Origin of the sequence: Marivirga sp., assembly GCF_051117495.1 — a bacterium.
Lineage (GTDB): Bacteria > Bacteroidota > Bacteroidia > Cytophagales > Cyclobacteriaceae > Marivirga.
Map to the genome: position 1 here is coordinate 1 of NZ_JBNPEF010000017.1, position 25030 is coordinate 25030.

A 25030-nucleotide genomic window follows, 5' to 3' on the forward strand; every position below is an offset into this window, starting at 1 on the left:
ATGCTAAGATCAAAGCTTTTCGCTCCCAATTCAGAGGTGTGAAAAATGTATCCTTTTTCCTTTTCAGACTCTCAAAAATCTATGCTTAAAAAATACTTCTCCCCAGGTTTTCAGATTGATCCAAAAATACGCCTTAAAAAAGGCATTAGCCAACAATTTATTGCCGACAGCATTGGAATTAGCCAAAGTAAATTCAATAGAATTGAAAATGGTAAGTCTGATATTCTGCTAAATGATTTGTTAGAAATATGTAAAATCTTGAGAATAAATTACATTGATTTGCTTCAGTCAACCCACTCAAATCAATCAGTAGAAAATGAAGAAATTGAAATACCTGAGCTTTACAAGGAGATAAAGTCATTAAAAAATCAGCTTTTAGAAATTAAAGAACATTTGTATTCAAATAGGGGGGGGGGTAAATTCTTTTCAACCAACTTTTCCAAAGTTCTAAACTTTGAAAAAGATTTTTGCTTGAGATTACAATATCGAATGAATTAATTTAGTAGCTATAGGTATTACCATCTTTTTTCCCTTTCTTTTTGCTTAATCAAAAAGAAACAAAAAATCAAGAAAGTTTAATGCTTCCGAACGCATGACCCAACGCAGGCTCGCTAAACTTTCCTGCCTCCCGCTTTTCCGAGTTCCTCGGAAGTGGTCGTTTTAACACTTTTCCAATATTGCAAAAAAGTACACTAAGACAAAATTTATTTAATGAATGCATTAATAGCTAACACCCCCAATTTCGCCTTAAGCGAAAAAGCCGGCAGGAGGGTAAAATGGCGGGCCAGCGTTGGCATTTGTGGGAGGTAGCTTCATTTTTCATCAATGGAAAAAGTAAGAAATTTATAAAGAGTGTATGATGTAAAACTGGATTATCTTGGCTAATAAAAAAACTCAGAAAGCATCTTTTCCAAAGTTTACAACTTTGGAAAAGGTTTAGCCCCTAAACCTACTTATTCACCTCAATAAACTTATTCACATCCTTCGATTTGCCTAAGATGATCATGATATCCGTTTCTTTAAGGAAAGTATCAGCTCGGGGAACGCCAATAATATGTTCTACTTGCTGTAGTTGACCGTCCACCTTTTCATCGTACAGTCTTTTGACGGTAATTAAGTTCAGATTATATTTTTCTCTTAACCCTATTTCACTAATGGTTTGGTCCACCACTCTTGCGGGAGTGTTAATTTCTACAATTTCATAATCATCAGGCAAGGGAAGGAAGGATTTCATATTGGGGTGCAACAACATTTCTGCTACGGTTTTACCCACGGTTTCTTCAGGAGAAAGGATTTCCTCAATCCCCATTTTTTCCAAAATCATACGCTGTTGTGCATTGGCAGCCCTGGCAATAATACGTTCTACTTCCAGTTCCAACAATAAAACCGTAGTTAATAAAAGCCCTTCAAAATTCTCCCCTATGGCCACCACTATGGCATCCATGTCCTGAATATTTTGTGCTTTCAAGGCTTTCACATCCGTGGAATCCAATGCTACAGCATAGGCCACATCATCTTTAATAGCTTCTACTTTATCAAGGTCGATGTCAATGGCCAGTACTTCCGCACCACTGTCACTCAAGGTTCGGGCGATGGATTCTCCAAACTGTCCTAATCCGATTACTGCAAAGCGATTGGTCATTTGCTTTTATTTTTGAGGTAAGATACTAAAACTTCCAGACCTTTATCAAATTTATTGTTATTTGGCACAATGATATCGGCATCGTATTTGAATGGATCAATATATTTTTCATAGGTGGGTGCCACATGTTTTTCGTATCGATACAAAACATCATCCAAATCATAGCCTCGCTCAGAATTATCACGCATGATCCTTCTTTTGAGCTTTACATAATCTTTAGCATCTATGAACACCTTTAAATCCAATAACTTCACCAACTCCGGAAAGTAAAATACAAATAAACCCTCCACCACTATAATTTTGGACGGTTTAAATTCCAGCATTTTGGGTACGACATCCGGATTATTGAAAGTGTATTCCTTGCGGCTCACTGGTTTTCCTTCCTTCAGCATCTTGATGTCGCGGGCGTAGTCATCAAACTCAATGGATTGTGGCGTATCAAAATTTTCGACTCCGTTTTCGTCTTTAGGCTGTAAATGTCGGTCTTTATAATAATTATCTTGAGAAACAAGGCAGATTTCATCTTTAGGGAAATGGTTAAGTAAACTTTTCAGAAACATGGTTTTTCCTGATGCACTTCCTCCTGTGATGCCTACAATGAATGGATTGTTCATGAATGCAAAACTACAGTTTTATACTGTTTTTATGAATTTGTTTTTAAAAATTCGACCAATTTTTTGACGGCTATCGATCGATGGAAAATTTTGTTTTTTTCGGCTAGGCTCATTTGGGCAAAGGTTTGTAGTATGTTAAAAATGATAGTAATATATTTGGGTGCACATTTGGTGCTTTATACTTTTTCCAATGATGAAAAAGTATGCAAAAAATCTAGGCAAAACGAAGTTTCCACCCTTCTTGCCACCGCCGGCTCACCGTTTTGCCATCCAGCCCGCTTTTTCGCTGATAGCGAAATTGAAGGACTTAACTTTCAATCACTTTATTAAAATGTAATTTCCTCAAATCTATATAAAGCAAATTTTAAATTAAAAATTTTTAGTTCAACTTACGGTTATTTGAAAAACTAGAACCACAATTTTTATACTGTTTTTAAGAATTTGTTTTTAAAAATTCGACCAATTTTTTGACGGCTATCGATCGGTGGGAGATTTTGTTTTTTTCGGCTAGGCTCATTTGGGCAAAGGTTTGTGAATAGCCCTTGGGAATAAAAATAGGATCGTAGCCAAAGCCTTGATTTCCATTATGAGCTTTGGCGATTTCTCCCTCTACAGTACCTTCGAAAAAATGCTTTTGATTTTGGATAAAAGCACAAATCACCGTTCTGAACCTTGCTTTTCTATTGTCGGAAGAGTTTAATCTCTCCAAGAGAAGTGCCATATTATCTTCATCTGAACGCTGTGGCCCCGCATATCGGGCGGAAAAAACACCGGGTTCATTATTCAATGTTTCGACTTCAAGTCCAGTATCATCTGCAAAACAATTGATATGATAATGATCAAAAATGTATTCGGCTTTTTGTTGTGCGTTGCCTTCCAAAGTACTTTGGTCTTCCCTCAATTCTTCATTACATCCTATATCCTTCAGTCCTAAGAGCTCAAATTTCTCTCCTAAGAGTTGAGATACTTCCTTGATTTTGTTGGGGTTGTTGGTAGCGAAACAAAGTTTCATATAATTGTTTACAGTCTGTTTTAATAACTATTCAACCTTACGCGAAACTCTACATTTTCACCATCAGGGATATTATTGGGAACCGTATTGCTGATACCCCTATTGATGAGGAGCTCTCCGGGAATAAAAAGTCTGTAATCAGCATTTTGATTCATCAAACTAATGGCTATTTTAAATCCAACAACCACTTGATTGGATCTTAAAGAAAAATCCGTCCCGATTCCTGAAATAAAAGTTTCGTCTTCACCTAAGACCCTGCCTTCATAATCAACTGAAACCCCTGAGCAAAAATCCGGTGAGTTTCCAACGCCCGATTCAAGCACGGAATATCTGATACCTGATGAATGGGTACTGTAGTTAATCCCTTCTGATTCTAAATAGCTATCTATTTCATCGATTTGTGCTTCCAGCCTAGTTTGATCTGCAGACGTTTCCGGTAATTGATCGCATTGGATTTCAGATTGGCAAGAAAAAATACCAACAAATAAAATACTGAAAGAGCTGGTAGATAAAAGATTTTTGATCATTGTAAATGATGATTTATTCATTGATGCTCACTAATTCAACTTCAAAAAGTAAAACGGTATTCGCAGGAATTGAACCACTTCCTCTTGGTCCATAGGCCATATAAGAAGGTAAAATCAAAGTGGCTTTTCCGCCTTCATTAATCAACTTCAAACCTACGTCCCAGCCTAAAATTACCTGGCGCTGCCCTAAGGTAAAACTAAAAGGCTCATAAGTTCTATTTTCACTATATATATCTGCATCTCTTGCAACTGATTCAATGGATGTATCGAAAACCTTACCGTCCAAGAATTTACCGACATAATTTACCGATATGTTTTGTCCATTTTCTGGCTGTTCCCCAGTTCCTTGTTCTTCAATGATGTAGAACAAATCGTAGGAAGTAAGCCTTTCAGCAGTGAGATTATTATCCTCTAAGTATTGCTCAATAAGTTGAACATCTTCTGCTAATTGCTCCTCAGGGCATTCCCCTCTAAGGTTTTCACAATCTTCTTCACAGGATGAAAACAGGACTGTAACTAGCCCTGTCATCATCAAAAACATTAATTTTTTCATATTATTTTACCTCCACAAGCTCAACATCAAAAATCAAAGAACTGTTCGGTGGAATTCTCCTTCCTGAACCCCTTTGACCGTAACCTAATCCAGATGGAATATATAAAGTTGCCTTACTTCCTTCATTCAATAACATAATGCCTTCGTCCCATCCACTTATCACTTGTCTTGCACCAATAGGAAATGTATATGGTTTATAGTCACGGTTTTCGTTGTAAACACCAGCTTCTTTTGCTATATCTTCATAAGAAGTGTCAAATACTGTTCCGTCCATCAATTTACCCACATAATTTACACTAGCTGAATCACCTTGTTCCGGCTTTTCTCCAGTACCTTCTTCTGTAACCATATAGAATAAACCAGACTCAGTTCTTTTAGCTTCAATATTATTTTCTGCTAAGAAATCTTTGATCAGCTGATCATCAATTCCCTTTTGTTCTTCTGCTTTCTTTTGCATTTCCTCCATGGCTTCGGCTCTTTTTTGCTGTTGCCATTCCATGAAGCCAGCAGTATCTAATTTTTCCAAGGTTTTGGCAAAAATCGTCAGTCTTTCAGCTTTGTCCTTATCCGCTGAAATGGGTTGTCTAAACCCTTCCGTCAACACTTGACTTGCTGTCAATTTGGTTTTAACGCTATCACCTATCTTCAATTCCTTCAAAATGGAAAATAAAGGACCTCTGGTTGAAAGTATGGAATCGTTGATTTGAACTGGTAGTTCACCATCTCTTTCGCTATCAATCATTACAGAATCCTTACTGTCAATAATTTTGATAGAAAATATAGCAAAATCACCCTCATCAAAACTTTCTCCTTCTCCTGATTCAATCATGACATAATTTACACCATCTTCCGTTGTTTCTTGCTTTTGGCTATCACATCCTACAAAAAGTAAAAGTGATAATAATCCGATTGCCAGATTTTTATAATTGTTCATAGACTTCTATTTTTTCTCTTTTTTGTAATTGTTTTGAGTATTCTTTAATAATTTTTTCGAATAGATTAACTGTTTTTTCCAGGCTCAGATCAACTTTTCCTCCGGCCGCATTTTTATGACCCCCGCCTTTAAAATACTCTCCTGCCAAAGTATTCACTTCGAAATCACCAATTGATCTCAGCGAAAGTTTGGTGCCGTCCTCAGTCTCTGTAAATAATGCGGCCATGGTGATGCCGTCAATTGATAAAGCATAATTCACTAATCCTTCTGTATCCCCATTTTTAGAATTAAATTTTTTCAAATCTTCCATTGAAATAGCAAAATAAGCCGCATGTTCTTTTTCAAAAACCGTTAGCCTTTCACTGAGGGCAAATCCTAAAAATTTTAAACGATCCAAAGAGTTGGTATCGTATATCAATCGAGATACTTCCGAATTATTGGCTCCCAAGCTGATCAATTCTGCCACAATCTCATGAACCTCCTGAGTAGTATTAGGATGTTTAAAGGAACCTGTATCGGTCATGATGCCTGCGTATAAACAATCGGCCGTATCGCTGTCCACTTGTTCCTTATCACCAAAAAGTTTGATTAATTTGAAAATCAATTGAGCCGTTGAGGCCGAATCTACATCATGATAAACATATTCCGCAAAATCTTCTGGATCTCTATGATGATCAATCAGTACTTTATCTGCTTTGGATGCTCTAACAGCATCGCCCAATTCATTTATTCTCTTAAGGTTGGAAAAATCCAAGCAAAAAATAAGGTCTGCCTCCGCAACTAGCTTTTTTGCCTTTGCTTCATTTCCATTCTCATTAAAGACCATGACTTGATCATTACCCTTCATCCAATTTAAGAATTTAGGATAATCTGTAGGTGTAATCACCGTAACTTTATGACCTGTTTTAATTAAGTAATTATAGATTCCCAAGCTACTTCCCAATGCATCTGCATCGGGTTTTTGATGGGTAGTAATTACAATATTTTGAGGTTTTTCTAAGACCTCCTTTAATTTTAAAATATCCTGCATGAATCAGATTAACCCTAATGGGATTAAATTGATTTGCAAAGTTGACAAGAAAATCATGAAAAACAAACGCCCAAAGGGCTTAGCCCATACTAAAAAAAGGAATTCATATTGAGTTTAAGGAAATATAATATTTCATATCAGATTAATCCTTTAAATTTGCACCATAAAATATTCAAATCAATAAATTAAATACAATGGCTGGAAACAGAACATTTACGATGATCAAGCCCGATGCAGTGGGTGAAAATAACATTGGTGCAATTACTAAAATGATTGAGGAAGGTGGTTTCCGAATCGTTTCTATGAAAATGACCAAATTAAGTGAAGAAAGAGCCGGACAGTTTTATGCTGTTCACAAAGAGCGTCCTTTCTATAAAGACTTAGTAGCTTATATGTCAGGTGGCAATATTGTTGCCATGATATTGGAAAAAGATAATGCAGTTGAGGATTTCAGAAAACTGATTGGCGCTACTAACCCTGCTGATGCGGCTGAAGGGACTATTAGAAAAATATTTGCTAAATCAATAGAAGCTAATGCTGTGCATGGATCAGATTCTGACGAAAACGCACAAATAGAAGGAAGTTTCTTCTTTGCTGATATAGAAAAGTTTTAAGAGAGATATTATATTCTAAAATCAAGACAAAAGCCTTCGGAAATAATTTCGGAGGTTTTTTTATTTTAATTCGTCACAATCTCTGATGCAGCGGGAGAATCAAAGATTTCCTTAAAGCTGTATCTGTAGATCACTTGAAAAAGGATATTATAGGCCATAGAAGACATAGAACTTGGAGCGTTATTCTTGCTTTCATTCAAACTGTCTTTTACAATTGCCTTTTCTTGTAAGGCATTCAAAGAATCGGTTTTTTCACACTTCTTCTTTTCCGGTTCTGCCTCAACCTTTTCTTTTTTATCTTCTTTTTCTTTGGCTGAAACATCAAATGCAAAAAAGGAAGCAAGCAATAAAATGATAATACCGGCTTTTTTATAAATCGACATTGCTATTACATTTTGCTGTTGTCAAATATATTGAATAATTATGGATTTATACTTATAAGATATTGATAACTTACTTATAGCTGTAAGGTTTAAATTAATTTTGCATGAAAAAGGAAAATTTCCTTTTGTTTGAATGGCAATAGACCGATTTTCATTTATATTAATGAAAAATTAAAGCACATTACTATGGAACCTACTCGACTATTTGATTTATTAAGCTACCAAAAAGCCAATAACCCCCTTAAGGATACATTTTCTTATAAATATGATGGTGAATGGAAAAACTACAGCACCGATGAAGTAATCAAAATAGTGGATTCCATTTCAAGGGGATTTCTAAAATTAGGCTTAGCTAAAAACGATAAAGTAGGTATAGTTTCGTCCAACAGGCCCGAATGGAATTTTATAGATTTAGCATTACAGCAAATTGGAGCAGTAAGTGTGCCCATGTATCCCACCATTACCCCAAAGGATTATAAATTTATATTTGAAGATTCAGGATTAAAGTATGTTTTTGCTGAAGATCAAGAGTTGTATGATAAAGTTAAGAAAGCATCGGAAGGGCTTGCTTTCATCAAAAACATTTATTCTTATGAAAAACTTGAGGGAGTGCCTCATTGGACTGAGCTTAAAGAAAGTGGTGAAAATGATGATACCGATTTACAGCCATACCGAGATGCCGTTGAGCCAGAAGATTTGGTTACCTTAATATATACTTCTGGAACCACAGGGAACCCGAAAGGTGTAATGCTTACTCACCGTAATGTTTTAAGCAATGCAAAAGCTGTAAATGAAAATTTGGATGTGGATGGTTTGAGAAAATCCCTTAGCTTTTTACCTCTTTGCCACATATTCGAAAGAACAAGTGTTTATTTCTATCTATATAGAGGCGTAGCAGTTTATTATGCTGAAAACCTTGAGAAAATTGGTGATAATTTAAAAGAGGTTCAGCCCGACATGTTCACCACTGTTCCGAGATTACTGGAAAAAATTTACGACAAAATTGTGGCCAAAGGAATGGACCTATCAGGGATTAAAAAATCATTGTTTTTCTGGGCTTTGAATTTAGGCCACAAATTTGACCGTAATAAAAATCAAGGGGCATGGTATAATTTTCAATTAAAATTGGCCAATAAATTGATTTTCAGTAAGTGGAGGGAGGCCGTAGGTGGAAATATTAAATTAATTGCTTCTGGAGGTGCTGCATTACAACCCCGCTTGGCCACTATTTTCTGGTCTGCCCAAATACCGGTTTTGGAAGCCTATGGCTTAACCGAAACTTCTCCGGGAATTTCTTTCAATAGATATAATAAAGAAGATATGTTGATAGGTACTGTTGGACCAGCTTTACCGGGAGTTGAAATTAAAATAGCAGAAGATGGCGAAGTACTGGCTAAAGGGCCAAACATCATGAAAGGTTATTATAACCAACCCGAAAAAACAGATGAGGTTATAGATAAAGACGGTTGGTTCCATACTGGGGATATCGGAGAGATGGTAAATGGAAAATTCCTCAAAATCACCGATCGAAAAAAGGAGATGTTTAAAACATCAGGTGGTAAATATATTGCACCGCAATTTATAGAAAACAAATTGAAAGAATCTACATTAATTGAAATGGCAATGGTTGTAGGTGACGGGCAGAAATTCCCAGGAGCTCTAATAGTTCCAAATTTTGAGGCTTTAAAAGAATGGTGTCAACACAAAGGCATCGCTTATTCTTCTGATGCAGAAATGGTAAAACAACAAAACATTATTGATAAATTTCAAAAAGAGATTGACAAAATCAATGACCATTTTGCTCAATGGGAAAAAATCAAAAAAACAGTTTTATTACCAAAAGCCTGGACGGTGGAAAATCATGAGCTAACCGCAAAATTGAGCTTAAAAAGGAAGATAATTGAAAATAATTATCAGAAGGAGATTGAGAGTATCTATAAGGATTAATTACTATCAATCTGAGGGAGTAATCTAGTAACTGAAGTAGATAAATTGCTTAGTTCTGAAAAGGTATTTCGCCCTTTCAGGTCTTTGGGACTAGTTTTTTTAACACAGGGCTTCACCCTGTGTTGGAATATGACGGCCTTTCAGGCCTAAAATAAAATACTGCGGTGAGGATAGGTTTTATTAATTCCCCTACACTGGTTCAAGCGTCTCGCTTGGACCAAGCACAAAAATCTCAATGTATCACTTTAGACTTGAGAAAACGCTGAGACCTCACAAAGAATAAGATTTTATTTGTTTTAGCTATACTTATTATTCATCATGGTTTTCGTTCGATATGCCACCAACCTTTTGAAACTTGTTTGAAAAGTCATTAACGTTTGTTGTGTAGCTAAACGCGTTTAGCACCAACTCGATTTATTTCGCCCTTCATCCAACAATAATCTCTCAAAACGGTATAATAAAATAGATCAAAAATCATAAACTATGAAAAAATCGATTTATATACCTACTTTATTTTTAAGCCTGATAATTACCCTTTCTTGTCAGGCTGAAAAAGAAAAAGCCCCAACAGACTTTGAAGCCGTTACCATTGTCGATGGATTGGATAACCCTTGGGGAATGACTTGGTTGCCAGGTGGTAGAATGCTGGTAACAGAATTGAGTGGTGAAATATTAGTTATTGAAAATGATCAATACACTGGCAAAAAGCTTAATGGCGTTCCAGAAGTTTATCACAACAACCAAGGAGGATTATTAGATATTCAATTACACCCAGATTATGACAGCAATGGCTGGATCTATTTCAGCTTTTCTAAACCAGGTGATGGCGGTGGAAGCACAGCTATTATGAGAGCAAAATTAGAGGGCGAGAATTTGGTCGATAAAGAACTTATTTACGAATCATTTCCTAAAACGCGCTCTGGGGTTCATTTCGGATCAAGAATTGATTTTAAAGATGGTTACATCTTCTTTACCATAGGTGAAAGAGGCGAAATGGATAATGCTCAATCAGTAGGTAATCCTTTCGGAAAAGTACACCGATTGCATGAAAACGGTGATGTGCCAGAAGACAATCCTTTTGTAAAAATACCCGATGCCGAAAAAAGCATTTGGAGCTATGGCCACAGAAACCCACAAGGCATGCAATTTCATCCTGAAACCGGGGAACTTTGGGCGCATGAACATGGCCCTAAAGGCGGAGATGAATTGAATATTGTGAAAAAAGCCAAGAATTATGGATGGCCTGAAATCAGTTACGGAATTGACTATGATGGTAGTATTATTACAGATGAAACTGAAAAGGAAGGCATGATGCAACCAGTTCATTATTGGGATCCTTCAATTGCTCCTTGCGGAATGACCTTCGTGACAAGTGACCGTTATCCAGAATGGAAAAATAATATACTGATGGGCTTACTAAAATTCCAATATTTGAATAGAGTGGTTTTGGATGAAGAAGGTAATTATTTGGAAGAAGAAAAATTATTAGAAGGGATTGGAAGAGTAAGACATGTAGCGGAAAGTCCTGATGGATATTTATATGTTGCAGTGGAAGGCCCAGGAAAAATTGTGAAACTGATGCCAAATAATTAAATTTTTTTATCCCTTTAAAACAGCCCTATCTCTCTCAAATCCCATAGGGCTGTTTTTTTATGCCCCATTTTGAAAATTTATTACGAACTTAAATTTGCATATGAAAGTTAGTTAGTGTAATTTAGACACTAACTATCTACACTAAATTCGAACAATTTTAACTTTTTTGGATTAGTTTTTATCAGTAAATTATACTTCACAATTGACTGACTATCAAATTTATGCGCAATAATTCTTTATACAATCCGGCTTTTGAGCATGATGCCTGCGGAATAGGCACCATAGTAAATATTAATGGGAAAAAGGAATTCCAACTCATTCAAGATGCCTTGGATATGTTGGAAAACATGGAGCACCGTGGCGGAACCGGTGCCGATAAACAAACCGGTGATGGGGCCGGCATCATGTTGCAAATTGATGAGCATTTCATCAAATGGACTTCTGAAGATGCTGGAATTCCATTGGAGAAAAATAAAGCAGTAGGAACGGGAATTTTCTTTTTCCCTAAAATGACCAAAGTTGCTGATGAATGTAAATCTGTCATTAATCAACATGCCCAAGAATTAGGTTTAAAAATATTAGGCTATAGAGCCATTCCAGTCAATGAAAAAGTGCCGGGATCCGGTGCAAAACCTGTGGAGCCCTTGATTGAACAAGTCTTTATTCAATCAGAAAATGATATAACTACAGATGAATTAGAAAGAAAACTTTTTGTATTAAGGAATTATAGCACGCATTATATAGGTCATAATGTACAAGGAAACAATAAAGCCTTTTATGTTTGTAGTCTTTCCACCAATACAGTTATTTATAAAGGTCAGTTAAGAACCAATCAATTAAGAGAGTACTTTGATGATTTGAGGGATGAACGATTTAAATCCGCTTTTGCCATTATTCATTCAAGGTTCTCAACCAATACTTTCCCAAATTGGAAACTAGCACAGCCTTTTAGGTTCATTGCCCATAATGGAGAAATCAACACCATCCGTGGAAATGTGACCAAAATGAAATCGAAGGAGGCTAATTTCGATTCCAAAGTATTCTCTGATCAAGATTTAGAAAAATTATTACCGGTAACCAATCCAGAGCATTCGGATTCCGCCAATTTGGATGGGATAGTGGAAATGTTGGTGTTGGACGGCAGGCCTTTGGAGCATGTGATGATGATGTTGGTGCCTGAAGCATGGCAAGACAACAGCATGATGGACAAAGATCGCAAGGCATTTTACAAATATCATGCATCCATTATGGAGCCTTGGGATGGTCCGGCCGCTTTAATATTCACAGATGGCAAAAAAGTTGGAGCTACCTTAGATAGAAACGGCTTGCGTCCATCAAGATTCTGCATTACCAAAAGTGGCCGATTAATTGTATCTTCTGAAGCTGGGGCTTTACCAGTTGCTTCCGATGATGTTGTTCAAAAAGGAAGATTACAGCCTGGAAAAATGTTGATGGCGGATATTGAAAAAGGAAAAGTGCTATTTGATGAAGAAATCAAGCAAGGCATAACAGCCAATAAATCTTATCAGGATTGGATTATTGCCCATAGAGTGAAATTGAGAAATCTTCCAGTACCTGAAATCAAAACGGAAAAAATTTCTGGGGATATTCTACTCAGAAAACAGAAGGCCTATGGATATACTTCAGAAGAGCTAAAAGTAATTTTAGCAGATATGGCAGTTCGTGCGACCGAACCGATTGGTTCAATGGGTGCCGATACTCCCTTGGCTATTTTGAGTAAACAAAGTCAGCATATAGCCAATTATTTCAAACAGCTTTTTGCACAGGTGAGTAATCCGCCAATTGATCCGATTCGAGAACGAATGGTGATGTCACTTTTCACCAGAGTGGGTGAAAGCTTAAATATTTTAGAGGAGACACCTGCTCATGCTAAACAAGTCCATATTTCTCAGCCTGTTTTATTAGATTCAGACATAGCCAAGTTCATGTATCTAAAAGATATTGGCTTTGATTATGAAATTATTGATTGCGTTTTCAGAGCTGATGGAGCTCCGGGAAGATTAGAGGATGGATTAAATACTATTTGTGCCAAAGCAGAAGAAGCGGCTAATAACGGAAAAGTGGTTTTAATTCTTTCTGATAAAAACATTGATGAAAGCCACGCCCCTATTCCTTCTTTATTATCAACTGGTGCTGTACATCAGCATTTAGTAAAGAAGAATTTAAGAACTAAAACCGGTCTGATCATTGAAGCCGGTGATGTTAGGGAAACCCATCATTTTGCCACTATTATTGGGTATGGAGCAAGTGCCATCAATCCATATTTGGCAATCAAGTCCATTGAAGATTTACATGATAAAAAGCTTTTGGGTGAAGATATTACCAAACAAGAAGCCGTGGCCAATTATCAAACAGCCATTGGTTATGGTTTACTAAAAATATTATCTAAAATGGGCATTAGTACTTTGCAGTCTTACCAAAGTGCGCAAATTTTTGAAGCTTTAGGATTACATTCAACCGTCATTGAAAAATGCTTTACGGGTACTATTTCCAGAATTGAAGGAATTGATTTTGACGGTTTGGCTAAAGAAGTATTGGTGAGACATCTGCAAGCTTTCCCACAAAATGATCAAGTTAGAAAAGGTTTGGAGGTTGGCGGAGTTTATCAATGGAAATTAAGAGGTGAAAAACACCTTTTCAATCCAGAGACTATCCACCTATTACAGCATTCTACTAAAACCGCAAATTTCTCCTTATATAAAAAATATGCCTCCAAAATCAATGATCAAGTAAAAGATACTTTAACCTTAAGAGGTCTTTTCGATTTCAAAAAGCGAGTTCCTATTTCATTATCTGAGGTAGAGCCAGCTGAAAATATCATGAAAAGATTTGCCACAGGGGCAATGTCATTCGGTTCCATTTCACATGAAGCGCATTCTACTTTAGCTATTGCCATGAATAGAATTGGCGCTAAAAGTAATAGTGGAGAAGGCGGAGAAGATGAAGTAAGATTTGAAGTGAAGCCTAATGGAGATTGGGAACGCTCAGCCATTAAGCAGGTAGCTTCGGGGAGATTTGGAGTAACCAGCTATTATTTGACCAATGCCGATGAATTACAAATTAAAATGGCTCAAGGTGCCAAACCAGGAGAAGGCGGTCAGTTACCAGGCCATAAAGTAGATGAATGGATTGGAAGAGTGAGACATTCCACTCCGGGAGTTGGGTTAATTTCACCTCCTCCGCATCACGATATCTATTCCATTGAAGATTTGGCGCAATTGATTTACGATCTAAAAAATGCCAATCGAGCTGCAAGGATTAATGTGAAATTAGTTTCTCAAGCTGGAGTTGGGACAGTGGCTGCAGGGGTTTCCAAAGCGAATGCAGATGTAGTTTTAATTTCTGGAGCAGATGGCGGAACAGGTGCCTCCCCTTTGAGTTCGATTCGTCATGCAGGCTTGCCTTGGGAATTAGGACTGGCTGAAGCACATCAGACGTTAGTGAAAAATAATTTGAGGAGTCGAATTACGGTACAAACTGATGGTCAGATGAGAACTGGTAGAGATTTGGCCATAGCTACTCTTTTGGGAGCTGAAGAATGGGGAATTTCTACTGCGGCATTGGTTGTGGAAGGCTGTATTATGATGAGAAAATGTCATACCAATACTTGTCCAGTAGGTGTTGCTACCCAGAACCCAGAATTAAGGAAATTATTTACGGGGGACCCTGAGCATGTGGTGAATTTCTTCAAATTCTTGACGGAAGATTTAAGAGAAATCATGGCACAATTAGGCTTTAGAACGGTAGATGAAATGGTAGGCCATTCAGAAGTGCTAAAAGTCAGAAATGATGTGCCTTTCTGGAAATTGAAAGATTTGGATTTAAGTCCTATTCTCTATCAGGAAAATATTCCTGAGCAAGTAGGAGTCTTCAAGCAAATTGAACAAGAACATGAATTGGAAGAAGTATTAGACTGGAAATTACTGGAAACAGCCCAAGAGGCAATGGAAAGTAAAAAACCCGTGAGAGCCACTTTTCCAATTCGAAATATCAATAGGGCAGTTGGCGCTATTCTTTCCAATGAAATTAGTAAAAAATATAAAGGAGATGGACTTCCTGAGGATACTATCCGATATAAATTTGAAGGTTCAGCAGGACAAAGTTTTGGTGCCTTTCTAGCACAAGGCGTCACTTTTGAAATAGAGGGAGAATCTAACGACTATTACGGAAAAGGACTATCTGGCGGAAAACTGATTATCTATCCACCCAAAAATTCAGATTTCGATGCTTCTGAGAATATCATTATAGGAAATGTGGCTTTTTATGGAGCTACTTCTGGTTATTCCTATATCAACGGTATGGCAGGAGAGCGTTTTTGCGTGAGAAATTCCGGGGTCAGTGCTGTAGTAGAAGGAGTTGGCGATCATGCTTGTGAATACATGACAGGCGGAAGAGTGGTTGTATTAGGAGAAACTGGTAAGAACTTTGCGGCTGGAATGAGCGGTGGTATTGCCTACATATTGGATGAAAAGCAAGCTTTTGAAGACAACTGCAATAAAGCCATGGTCGGTTTGGAAAGTCTGGGGGAAGATGATGTAGAAGAGTTGAAAACTTTAATTAGTTATCACGCTCAAGCAACAGGTAGTAAAAAAGCGAAAAGAATTTTAGAAAATTTTGAGGATTATTTACCGCAATTCATCAAAGTAATTCCACATGATTTTAAACGCATATTAGAAGCCAAAAAGGCTGAAGCAGAAAAAGAGAACGAAAAAATTGTAGCATAAATGGGACAACAAGACGGATTTTTAAAATTTGACAGAGAACTGCCCGATAGCAGATCCCCAAAAAAGAGAGTAGAGGATTTTAAGGAAATATATCAGCCCTTTCCTGAGGTGAAAACCAAAAAGCAGGCAGCTAGATGTATGGATTGTGGTATCCCATTTTGCCATTCAGGCTGTCCTTTGGGCAATATCATTCCTGAATTTAATGATGCAGTTTATCGAGAAAACTGGGAAGAAGCAGCTGAAATACTCTATTCTACCAATAACTTTCCTGAGTTTACTGGAAGAATCTGCCCTGCTCCATGTGAGGCAAGTTGTGTGTTGGGAATCAACAAACCAGCTGTTGCCATTGAGCATATTGAAAAAACCATAGCTGAAAAGGCTTATGAATTAGGGTATATAAAACCCAATCCACCCAAAGAGAGGACTGGCAAAAAAGTAGCCGTTATCGGATCTGGTCCTGCTGGATTAGCGGCTGCCGACCAACTGAATAAAGCAGGACATTGGGTGACGGTTTTTGAAAGAGAAAGCAGAATTGGAGGCTTGTTGCGATATGGAATTCCTGATTTCAAACTGGAAAAGCAATATGTAGAGCGCAGAATCAATATTATGGATGAAGAAGGCGTTCGCTTTAAAGTGAATGCTGAAGTCGGCAAAAATATTAATCCTGATATGCTAAAAGAGGATTTTGATTCCATTGTGATTTGCACAGGTTCCACCGTTCCCAGAGATTTACCAATTCCAGGAAGGGAATTAAAAGGAATTCATTTTGCCATGGATTTCTTGACCATGCAAAATAAGGAAGTAGCAGGGGATTCTATCGAAAATAAAATCTCAGCTCAAGGCAAAAATGTAGTAGTGATTGGCGGTGGTGATACAGGTTCTGATTGTATAGGTACCTCACACAGACAACATGCAGCCTCTGTATTACAGTTAGAATTGATGCCGAAGCCCCCTCAAAATAGAGGTGAATCTGATCCGTGGCCACTTTGGCCCATGACTTTGCGTACTTCCTCTTCACATGAAGAAGGTGGTGAAAGAAAATGGGGTGTATTGACCAAGGAATTTAAAGGTAATGATAAAGGCGAATTGACCCATATCACACTAGTAGATATTGAATGGGTGAACCAAGGTGGGAGACAAAATATGGTGGAAATCCAAGGAACGGAAAGGGATGTACCTTGTGAGCTTGCACTACTAGCTATTGGTTTCACACATCCTGAAAATCATTTATTAGATAGTTTAGGAGTGAATAAAACCCAAGCTGGGACAGTAGAAGCCAACAGCTACAAAACGAATGTGGAAAACATATTCACAGCCGGAGATGCCAGAAGAGGTCAATCTTTAGTAGTTTGGGCTATTTCTGAAGGAAGGGAAGCCGCCAGAGAAGTAGATCAATATCTAATGGGCAGAACGGAACTGCCTGCTAAAGATGATTCTTTCTTTAATGTGGCGGAGTTAGGCTAAGCCCCTTTTGGAAGAACTTTTTAAAGCCCGAAGGGCTGACATACCAAAACCTAGGGTTGAAGCCCACGAATAAAAGTGGAAATACATTAGCCCTGAAAGAGCATAATATTGCGCCCTTTCAGGACTAATTTCATTGTACAACCGTTATTTTCATTGGGTAATCTCCAATCCAAACCTTTAGCCCATTTCGTAGTTAGAAACATTATTAGTAAAATAACTAAAATGAAGCCTTACGCAATTGTTGACTCTGCTCGGAAGCCCATTATTACCGTTAATTTTACCGGTGAAAAAAGTACGGATGAAAATTTTAATCAATATTTGGCGGATTTGGAAAAATGTTATGATGATAGACAAAAAATCTCCATAATTTTTGATGCCAGTAAGGCCGTCATTCCAAAAACATCTCACCAGAAAAAACAGGCTTTTTGGATCAGTCAACATTGGAAAATGATTCAAACTTATTGTATTGGGACTGCTTATATCATTCCAAATGTGGCTGTTAGGGCTGTTTTAAAAATGATATTTTCTTTTCAGAACCAACCCGTTCCCTATAAAATATTCTCAAACATTGAAGAAGCAGAGGTTTGGATTGAACATTTGGAAATGGCTGAAAAGCCTATTTAAAGGAAATAATTAGCTTTCAAAGATTTATTTAAAATATTATGGGTAAAGATGAAATCTCACTCTAATGGGAGTAACATTTTATATTTTGATTTAACCATAATAAACATCCCCTATTTTAAAAAGATGAATAATTCAGAACTTAAGCTTTAAGATGTATAATCTACAATTTCAGTATTAAAATATTGGTTCAGCTTTTGAACTTTTTCCTCTAGATTAATTTTGTCTTTATTTTCACTTAAAAGCACTGTGTTCCCATTCTCAAATTTCAAAAAAGCTTTATAAATCACATTTCTAATTGTAGAGCTTTGGTTGGCCCTACCATAAAATTTTTGACTCCTTTTTATCTTCTTTATGAAAATCTTTTCAACTTCCCCAAGCTTTTCCCACTTCCCAAATCTGATAAAAAAGAATGAATTGTATTCCCTGATTGATTGGTTTTTAAATTCTACACCAGCAATAGCCGTAACAATGAATCCGCCAAGCAAAATGAAAATAATACTAGCCCAAATGTTAATAACAGTCAATGCTATCCCTGCAAATAAAAAAACATATCCCAGTATTTGAAATTGGAATGGAAATAGTAGCCCGTTTTTAATGTTTATATAGGATTTATGCATTTGTATAAAATATCTAATTCTTTTCAAGATAGAGAATATTTTTAAATGTTGATTCTCTATCTCACCTTTTTGAATGTCCTACATGTTGATATAACTATTTAACAAATAGGGAGATTACGCCCTTTCAGGACTTGGTTTATCTAAGTAAATACTAAATGTTTCTTAAACTCAAATAAAGAGCAATTGTAAAATTTTACCAATTATCGATGTAAAAATTACTTTTAAAGCCTGAAAGACGTCATACCATATCACGGGGTGAACTTGTGATAAGCAACACAACGAGCTCCGTAACCTGAATAGGCGCAATACCTCAAGCTTTTTGTAAGCTAAAATTTATCAACAAGAAGGAATTACTTTTTTCTATAATTATTGAAAGTCCAACAAAGAAATAGCCAAATTCTTGAATTTAAAAACCCTGATATAAATCATTCTTTTCATTGGTTTTGCTCAATAATACTTATCTTATGGGTAGTAAATTTGCAATCGCAAAACAACAAGAAATATGGATAATTCATTAAAAATAGTAACAGCCGAAGAAGCAGTTTCACACGTAAAATCAGGCGATAGAGTATTTATTCAGGGAGCCGCTATGACCCCCGTAACTTTGATAGATGCTCTAGCTAATAGATATCAATCATTGGAAAATGTAGAAGTAATGCACCTCCACACGGAAGGGAGGGCAGCATATACTGAGGAGCCCTATTATAAATCTTTTAAAATCAATAGTGCTTTTGTGGGCGGGAATGTTAGAAAGGCAATCCAAGCAGGAAGAGGAGACTATATACCCATCTTCTTAAGCGAAGTACATTGGTTGTTCAGAAGAAATATTTTGCCGTTGGATGTGGCCTTCATTCAAATTTCCACTCCTGATAGTCATGGATATTGCTCCTTGGGCGTATCTGTGGATGTAACAATTCCAGCCATACAAACTGCCAAATTAGTCATTGCTCAAGTCAACCCAAATGTACCAAGAACGCATGGTGATGGTATTATTCATGTTAGTCAAATAGATTATGCCGTTGAAGTAAATGAACCTATTCATGGTCATGATATAGTGGTGGCTTCTGAAATTGAACAGCAAATTGGTGCTCACGTTGCAGGCCTTGTAGAGGATGGCGCAACATTACAAATGGGTATTGGTGCCATACCCAATGCAGCATTACAAAATCTGGGGAATCACAAGAATCTCGGTATTCATACCGAAATGTTCTCTGATGGAATATTACCTCTTGTGGAAAGTGGGGTAATCAACGGAAGTAATAAAGAAGTGAAAACAGGGAAACTAGTTACTTGCTTTGCGGTAGGTTCTCAAAAATTATATGACTTTATGGATGACAATCCTTTGGTGCACATGAAAGAAGCAGCTTATACCAATGACACGGCCATCATCAGAAGAAACCCTAAAGTTACCGCCATTAATTCAGCCATAGAAATTGATTTGACCGGACAGGTTTGTGCCGACACTATTGGTAAAATGCAGTTTTCAGGAGTTGGTGGTCAAATGGATTTTATAAGAGGAGCTTCTTTGTCTGAAGGGGGAAAAGCCATTATTGCCATGCCGGCCGCTACTAAAAAAGGAGTAAGTAAAATTGTGCCATTCTTGCAGGAAGGGGCTGGTGTTACCACTACGAGAGCACACGTTCACTATGTGGTAACAGAATATGGTGTGGTGGATTTATATGGAAAAAACCTCAATCAAAGGGCAAAAGCTTTAATTTCAATTGCGCATCCTGACGCTAGAGAGGAATTGGAAAAGGCGGCTTTTGAGCGATTTAGAGCCCATTAAACCTAATAATTTAAAGCCTATAGCTTTTTTAATTTTTCTCTTAAAATCGCGAACCTGCCTATCAAAAGACAGGTTCGCTAATATTAAATTTTGTTTATAAGGCTTATAAATTTCCACCTACAAATTGTAGGTGACAACACCTGCATGAAAGTGTAGTTAATTAAACCAACAGAATAATTCATCAAGGAAAAATTCCCATATCGGTATAGCTAACTGCAATACGTTCAATGGCTAAAATAAAAGCAGCCGTTCTCAAACTTTTAATTTTCTTATCCTTACGCATTTTGTTCATATCATGATAAGCTGTCACCATAGTTTCTTCCAATCCTGAAATCACCAAGTCTCTTTCACTGGCTCCTTTTACAATTGCGTCTCTTTGTTCTTGATTAAAAGCATCTCCAGTAGCATTCTCTATACTGTCAACCAAAAACTTATATTTTTCCATGTCATAACGCTTCTCAAGCTTTCCGAATGAAACTCTCGATAAATTTTTCAACCACTCAAAATAGGAAACGGTAACACCCCCTGCATTTAAATACATATCAGGAACTACCAAGATGTCATTATCCAATAGTATTTTTTCTGCTTCTTTGGTAATAGGACCATTCGCTGCCTCACCTATAATTTTAGCTTTGATTCTTGGGGCATTCTCACTTGTTATTTGATTTTCCAAGGCTGCAGGAACCAATATATCACAATCATACTCCATAATTTCGATGGAATTTTCTACAAACTTGCCTTTTCCGTAACCCTCGAAAGATTTGTTTTCTATTTGATGGTTTTTTAAGGCTTCTATATCGATCCCATCTTCATCCCATATTCCACCATTCCATTCTGCAATCCCGATTACTTTAGCACCTGCTTCCGTTAAATATTTGGCTGAATAAAAACCTACATTTCCTAAACCTTGAATGATTACCTTCTTCCCTTTCAGACCTGTGGTTAAACCTAGTTCTTTCATATCCTCCTCAACACTTACCGCTTCACGTATTCCGATATAAACCCCCATACCGGTAGCTTCCGTTCTACCTTCAATTCCATGTTGGGAAAGTGGCTTCCCGGTCACACAAGCTTTAGCATTAATAGCTTCCGGATTGAAGGCTTCATAAGTATCCACTATCCAGGCCATTTCTCTAGCGCCAGTTCCATAATCAGGAGCTGGTACATCGATGGCAGGACCAATAAATTTCTTTTTGATGAGTTCGGAAGTATATCTTCTGGTCACTTTTTCTAATTGGTGCGTATTGTATTTTAATGGGTCAATGTTCACACCCCCCTTAGCACCTCCGAATGGAATATTCACCATGGCACATTTATAGGTCATCAAGGCAGATAATCCCATTACTTCTTGCTCATTAACCATTTCACTAAACCTTATCCCTCCTTTAGTGGGAAGTTTATGGTGAGAGTGTTGCACTCTATAGCCTTTCACGACTTCATAAGAACCATCTTCCATTCGGATTGGAAAATGAAATTTATAAATACTGTTACATTGTTTGATTTGTTCTAATAATCCGGGGTGGAGCTTCATGTGCTGTGCGGCATCATCAACGAAACTACAGACGTCCTCGAATAAGCTATATTCTTGATTTTGTGACATATATTTATCAGTTATAATTTTTAATTAGTCGGTTTTACACTAATACTAAATATTCTTTCTTTAAGCTAGGGCAGATTTTATATCTTTCTTCCTTAGTATCATCGTAAACGAATTCCAAAAGTTCGTAAACATTTTCAAGGCCTATTTTTTCACACCATTCAAACGGCCCAAACGGATAATTGGTACCCAGTTTCATGCCTAAATCAATGTCTTCTCTTGTAGCCGTCCCTTCTTGAACGGTATAATAGGCTTCATTGATAATCATACAAATAATTCTGGGCGTTACCATGCCCACTCTGTCTTCTACTATTTCATAATCAGTCCCTAATTTACCACAGATTAAATTTAATTTCTCCTTTTCCTTTTCATCTTGAAGTGTACATTCTAATACACTTCTGTTGATAAAAGTGGGCAGGCCATTAAATCCGAAAACTGTGTTTTGAGTTTGTTGCTGATAGATTTCTAAATTACCAAAGCAACTTTTAGCCATATTGGTAAAAATAGTTAAATCAGGACGTTGCTCATAAAATTCAAGTGCTTCGGGTTCTTCCGCGATAAAAAAATCAAAAACCACATCTGCTTCAAAAAAAGCTTCTTTTGTAATCTCCGTTAAATCGTCAAAAGAAATGATTTGATGTTGCGCTCCAAATTTTGCTGTGATTTCCTCTTGGATTTTGGGGTCTCCTACAACAAGTATCTTCATAATTTGTTAGTTTTGAACCAAAGTTAAGGAACTAATCATAAAAAGCGAGATGAGTAAACAAATCATTCAAACAAAAGAAGCGCCTGCACCAATCGGGCCTTATAATCAGGCCATTTTAGCGGGCAATACCTTGTATGTTTCTGGTCAAATAGCTTTGGACGCACAAACTGAGGAATTGATTAATGAAAATATTACGGAGGAAACCCATCAAGTAATGAAAAACTTGGAAGCTATTCTTTCAGAAGCCGGCTTAGGATTCTCAGATGTGGTGAAGTGCAGTATTTTTGTAAAAGATATGGGTAATTTTGCCACTATAAACGAAGCCTATGGATTGTATTTTAAAGAAAATCCTCCGGCAAGGGAAACAGTGGAAGTGGCTCGACTACCAAAAGATGTAAATGTGGAAATTAGCTGTATTGCTATAAAATAATGCAGTTGTGGCCGGCCAAATCGGAAATGTTTTTAAGCCCACATGGGCAAGATGAAATTATAAGGAGGATGAAGCTGGCCGTTAAACCTGTTAAATACCAGTCTTTCAAAAACAGGTCATTGGGCGATAATGAACAAGAGGCTTTTCTTTTTAATGGGAAAGTAGGTGAAAGCGGTTTTGCTATTTCACAAATTGTGAGCCGGCCTAATAATTTTCTCCCGCTCATAAAAGGAAAAATAGAAGGGGGTGATTCCGGTAGTTTGGTTCATCTGGAATTTAGTTTATTCCCCAGTATAAAATATTTCCTTGTTTTCTGGATTGTATTGATGCTCTTATTTTCTGCAATTTCCATTGCTCAAGATGATGATGTTTTGACCATCATTTTTCCCCTTATAATTCTGGTGGCCAGCTATGCCTTAATCATTTCAAGATTTAAGGATGCATATTTTAAAAGTAGAAGAGAATTAATGCGGTTGATTGGATAATTATGCTATTTTTATGCAATGAAGAACTTAATACGTTTGGAAGAACTGGCGATGTTTGCCTTTTCCATTTTGCTTTTTAATGAATTGCCTTTTGCTTGGTGGTGGTTTCTTGCTTTAATTCTAGCTCCAGATTTTGGAATGATAGGCTATGCTTTTGGAGATAAAATTGGTGCTTATTCCTATAACCTTTTCCATCATAAAGGAATTGCCATTTTGATTTATGCTTTAGGCTGGTGGTTAAGCAATGATTACTTATTATTGTCTGGAATCATCCTATTCGGTCATGCCAGCATGGACAGAATATTTGGCTATGGCTTAAAATATGATAAAGGCTTTAAGTTTACGCATTTAGGGGAGATTGGGAAATGAATGGGGTTGGATTACTTAAGCAATATTTCCAATTATTATTACGCTCTCTCAGGGCTTGGTATTGGTAGTTTTATCACACAGGACTTTACCCTGTGTTAGAATATGACGTCCTTTCAGGACTACAAAGTGAAATAATCAATTGGTGAAATTTTACAAATTGCATTAATTTGATATAAAGAAATACTCAAATTTAGATTGGATAAAGTTAGTCCGAAAGGGATGACATACTTAAGTGTGGGTTGAAACCCTACGCTTAAAAAATTTAACAACGTCCTAAAAGGGCGAAATTATTGTTTCCTTTTGGATTAAATCTCATCATATTGGCAAAAAAATCAACTCTTCCCAAAAGAAATCTCATCTGGCAATTCATTCGCATCATCTTTTTTAAATGGAAAATGTGCTGCTAGTTGATCTCTAGCCATTTTGATGCCTTCGCTCAATCCGGCAGTTAAATTTCCTTTTTTGAAGTGAGCCATCATATGTTCTTTGATATCATCCCAAAAGTTCTCGGGTACTTTTTGATTAATCCCGACATCTCCTAATATGGCAAATTTGTGGTCTTTGATAGCCATATAAAACAAAACTCCATTACGCAATTCAGTTTTGTGCATTTTCAGGGTTTTAAAAATATGAGCGGCATGATCTAATACATCTTCTTTGCAATGATTTTCCAAATGCACCTGGATTTCACCTGATGTTTCTAGTTCCGCAGCTTTGATAGCGTTTACTATAGTTTTCTTTTCTTCTTCGGTAAATGCGTCTTTTGCCATAATGTAAAAATAATAAATATTGAGAGGAATACGGCTAAGAACTGCAATAGTTATGGAAGATATTGCCTATTGAAAGCGAATACCATCAGGTTCAATATGATGCTGTCTTTCAATTTCTTCAAAAGAGGCTTTTCTCACGGAAATAATATTCCCCTTAAAAAATAAATCCTGACCAGCCAAAGGATGATTGAAATCTACTTTCACCTCTTTTCTGTTTTTATCAATGATTTTTCCACTTTGCGATTCCTCAGCATTTTCGTAGCGAATAAAAGCACCTAGTTCCAATGTTTCTTTAGTATAACCCTCTTTTTCAGTAAACTCCTCTATTGGGATTGATTTAATCAGGCTCTCATCTTTTTTTCCATAAGCAAAATCAGCAGGCAAGTGAAAGGCAAACTGTTCGTTATGAGATTTTCCTTTTAACTGTTCTTCAAAATATGGGAGCATCTTACCTGTACCAAAAAGGAATCTTAATGGATAGGATTGACCGGAGAAATCTACCAACTCTCCCTCCTCATCTTTTTTTCTCACATGATATGATAAAGTTACGACTGTGTTTTCTTGAATTTCCATAAGGGAATAACTCCT

The 25030-nt window shown here is 36.8% G+C and carries 25 protein-coding genes; 11 read left to right on the forward strand and 14 right to left on the reverse strand.

The window, feature by feature from the left end:
* Nucleotides 1–81: 81 nt before the first annotated feature.
* Nucleotides 82–498, forward strand: coding sequence for a helix-turn-helix domain-containing protein (locus ACFE0M_RS09305; protein ID WP_434545482.1), 417 nt, complete (start codon nucleotides 82–84; stop codon nucleotides 496–498).
* Between the two features lie 451 nt (nucleotides 499–949).
* Here the strand turns inward: ACFE0M_RS09305 and ACFE0M_RS09310 are convergent, their stop codons facing one another.
* The 8 genes from ACFE0M_RS09310 to ACFE0M_RS09345 all read right to left on the reverse strand — a co-directional run bounded on the left by ACFE0M_RS09310 (nucleotide 950) and on the right by ACFE0M_RS09345 (nucleotide 6312).
* Complete coding sequence (locus tag ACFE0M_RS09310) at nucleotides 950–1642, reverse strand: potassium channel family protein (protein ID WP_434545483.1); 693 nt, start codon at nucleotides 1640–1642, stop codon at nucleotides 950–952.
* A complete protein-coding gene (gene udk / locus ACFE0M_RS09315) occupies nucleotides 1639–2256 on the reverse strand; it encodes a uridine kinase (protein WP_434545484.1) in 618 nt (205 codons plus the stop codon). Before udk ends, ACFE0M_RS09310 begins: the two co-directional genes overlap by 4 nt.
* Before the next feature lie 29 nt (nucleotides 2257–2285).
* Nucleotides 2286–2408 carry a non-canonical purine NTP pyrophosphatase gene (locus ACFE0M_RS09320; RefSeq protein ID WP_434545575.1) on the reverse strand — a complete coding sequence of 41 codons (123 nt, stop codon included), beginning with the start codon at nucleotides 2406–2408 and terminating at the stop codon, nucleotides 2286–2288.
* Between the two features lie 281 nt (nucleotides 2409–2689).
* Nucleotides 2690–3268, reverse strand: a complete 579-nt coding sequence (locus tag ACFE0M_RS09325; RefSeq protein ID WP_434545485.1) for a non-canonical purine NTP diphosphatase — start codon at nucleotides 3266–3268, stop codon at nucleotides 2690–2692.
* 20 nt (nucleotides 3269–3288) lie between these two features.
* Nucleotides 3289–3795 (reverse strand): FKBP-type peptidyl-prolyl cis-trans isomerase, encoded by a 507-nt coding sequence (locus ACFE0M_RS09330; RefSeq protein WP_434545486.1) that lies wholly within the window; start codon nucleotides 3793–3795, stop codon nucleotides 3289–3291.
* Between the two features lie 13 nt (nucleotides 3796–3808).
* A complete protein-coding gene (locus ACFE0M_RS09335) occupies nucleotides 3809–4348 on the reverse strand; it encodes an FKBP-type peptidyl-prolyl cis-trans isomerase (RefSeq protein WP_434545487.1) in 540 nt (179 codons plus the stop codon).
* A gap of 1 nt (nucleotide 4349) precedes the next feature.
* Nucleotides 4350–5282: an FKBP-type peptidyl-prolyl cis-trans isomerase gene (locus tag ACFE0M_RS09340; protein ID WP_434545488.1), complete on the reverse strand. Its 933-nt coding sequence runs from the start codon at nucleotides 5280–5282 to the stop codon at nucleotides 4350–4352.
* Entirely contained in the window at nucleotides 5269–6312 is a 1044-nt protein-coding gene (locus ACFE0M_RS09345; protein ID WP_434545489.1) for a DHH family phosphoesterase, read from the reverse strand. Before ACFE0M_RS09345 ends, ACFE0M_RS09340 begins: the two co-directional genes overlap by 14 nt.
* Before the next feature lie 194 nt (nucleotides 6313–6506).
* Between ACFE0M_RS09345 and ACFE0M_RS09350 the strand changes: the two genes are divergently transcribed.
* A complete protein-coding gene (locus ACFE0M_RS09350) occupies nucleotides 6507–6926 on the forward strand; it encodes a nucleoside-diphosphate kinase (RefSeq protein WP_434545490.1) in 420 nt (139 codons plus the stop codon).
* A 65-nt stretch (nucleotides 6927–6991) separates the two neighbouring features.
* Here the strand turns inward: ACFE0M_RS09350 and ACFE0M_RS09355 are convergent, their stop codons facing one another.
* Complete coding sequence (locus ACFE0M_RS09355) at nucleotides 6992–7309, reverse strand: hypothetical protein (protein WP_434545491.1); 318 nt, start codon at nucleotides 7307–7309, stop codon at nucleotides 6992–6994.
* Nucleotides 7310–7495: 186 nt separating this feature from the next.
* On the opposite strand from ACFE0M_RS09355, the gene ACFE0M_RS09360 reads away from it, so the two are divergent.
* The 5 genes from ACFE0M_RS09360 (at nucleotide 7496) to ACFE0M_RS09380 (ending at nucleotide 17682) form a co-directional block, all read left to right on the forward strand.
* On the forward strand, nucleotides 7496–9256 hold the full coding sequence (locus ACFE0M_RS09360) for an AMP-dependent synthetase/ligase (RefSeq protein ID WP_434545492.1): 1761 nt from the start codon (nucleotides 7496–7498) through the stop codon (nucleotides 9254–9256).
* Nucleotides 9257–9739: 483 nt separating this feature from the next.
* Nucleotides 9740–10849: a PQQ-dependent sugar dehydrogenase gene (locus ACFE0M_RS09365; protein ID WP_434545493.1), complete on the forward strand. Its 1110-nt coding sequence runs from the start codon at nucleotides 9740–9742 to the stop codon at nucleotides 10847–10849.
* 221 nt (nucleotides 10850–11070) lie between these two features.
* Complete coding sequence (gltB, locus tag ACFE0M_RS09370) at nucleotides 11071–15594, forward strand: glutamate synthase large subunit (protein ID WP_434545494.1); 4524 nt, start codon at nucleotides 11071–11073, stop codon at nucleotides 15592–15594.
* Nucleotides 15595–17058 carry a glutamate synthase subunit beta gene (locus ACFE0M_RS09375; protein WP_434545495.1) on the forward strand — a complete coding sequence of 488 codons (1464 nt, stop codon included), beginning with the start codon at nucleotides 15595–15597 and terminating at the stop codon, nucleotides 17056–17058.
* A gap of 222 nt (nucleotides 17059–17280) precedes the next feature.
* Nucleotides 17281–17682, forward strand: coding sequence for an STAS/SEC14 domain-containing protein (locus ACFE0M_RS09380; RefSeq protein WP_434545496.1), 402 nt, complete (start codon nucleotides 17281–17283; stop codon nucleotides 17680–17682).
* Between the two features lie 146 nt (nucleotides 17683–17828).
* Here the strand turns inward: ACFE0M_RS09380 and ACFE0M_RS09385 are convergent, their stop codons facing one another.
* On the reverse strand, nucleotides 17829–18299 hold the full coding sequence (locus tag ACFE0M_RS09385; protein WP_434545497.1) for a hypothetical protein: 471 nt from the start codon (nucleotides 18297–18299) through the stop codon (nucleotides 17829–17831).
* A gap of 502 nt (nucleotides 18300–18801) precedes the next feature.
* On the opposite strand from ACFE0M_RS09385, the gene ACFE0M_RS09390 reads away from it, so the two are divergent.
* The gene (locus ACFE0M_RS09390; protein ID WP_434545498.1) at nucleotides 18802–20085 is read left to right on the forward strand and encodes an acetyl-CoA hydrolase/transferase family protein; all 1284 of its coding nucleotides are present in this window, start codon (nucleotides 18802–18804) and stop codon (nucleotides 20083–20085) included.
* 181 nt (nucleotides 20086–20266) lie between these two features.
* Here ACFE0M_RS09390 and ACFE0M_RS09395 read toward each other — a convergent pair whose 3' ends face one another.
* Both ACFE0M_RS09395 and ACFE0M_RS09400 read right to left on the reverse strand, forming a co-directional pair.
* Nucleotides 20267–21685, reverse strand: coding sequence for a Glu/Leu/Phe/Val family dehydrogenase (locus ACFE0M_RS09395; RefSeq protein WP_434545499.1), 1419 nt, complete (start codon nucleotides 21683–21685; stop codon nucleotides 20267–20269).
* Between the two features lie 34 nt (nucleotides 21686–21719).
* On the reverse strand, nucleotides 21720–22388 hold the full coding sequence (locus tag ACFE0M_RS09400; protein WP_434545500.1) for a 3-hydroxyacyl-CoA dehydrogenase family protein: 669 nt from the start codon (nucleotides 22386–22388) through the stop codon (nucleotides 21720–21722).
* Nucleotides 22389–22437: 49 nt separating this feature from the next.
* Between ACFE0M_RS09400 and ACFE0M_RS09405 the strand changes: the two genes are divergently transcribed.
* From ACFE0M_RS09405 to ACFE0M_RS09415, 3 genes are read left to right on the forward strand one after another with little or no spacing between them, the layout of a single operon-like run.
* Nucleotides 22438–22818 (forward strand): RidA family protein, encoded by a 381-nt coding sequence (locus tag ACFE0M_RS09405; protein ID WP_434545501.1) that lies wholly within the window; start codon nucleotides 22438–22440, stop codon nucleotides 22816–22818.
* A complete protein-coding gene (locus tag ACFE0M_RS09410; RefSeq protein WP_434545502.1) occupies nucleotides 22818–23303 on the forward strand; it encodes a hypothetical protein in 486 nt (161 codons plus the stop codon). Before ACFE0M_RS09405 ends, ACFE0M_RS09410 begins: the two co-directional genes overlap by 1 nt.
* An 18-nt stretch (nucleotides 23304–23321) precedes the next feature.
* A complete protein-coding gene (locus ACFE0M_RS09415) occupies nucleotides 23322–23672 on the forward strand; it encodes a DUF4260 domain-containing protein (RefSeq protein ID WP_434545503.1) in 351 nt (116 codons plus the stop codon).
* Between the two features lie 332 nt (nucleotides 23673–24004).
* Here the strand turns inward: ACFE0M_RS09415 and ACFE0M_RS09420 are convergent, their stop codons facing one another.
* Both ACFE0M_RS09420 and ACFE0M_RS09425 read right to left on the reverse strand, forming a co-directional pair.
* Nucleotides 24005–24442, reverse strand: a complete 438-nt coding sequence (locus ACFE0M_RS09420) for a TPM domain-containing protein (protein ID WP_434545504.1) — start codon at nucleotides 24440–24442, stop codon at nucleotides 24005–24007.
* Between the two features lie 66 nt (nucleotides 24443–24508).
* Complete coding sequence (locus ACFE0M_RS09425; RefSeq protein ID WP_434545505.1) at nucleotides 24509–25015, reverse strand: FKBP-type peptidyl-prolyl cis-trans isomerase; 507 nt, start codon at nucleotides 25013–25015, stop codon at nucleotides 24509–24511.
* Nucleotides 25016–25030: the final 15 nt, after the last annotated feature.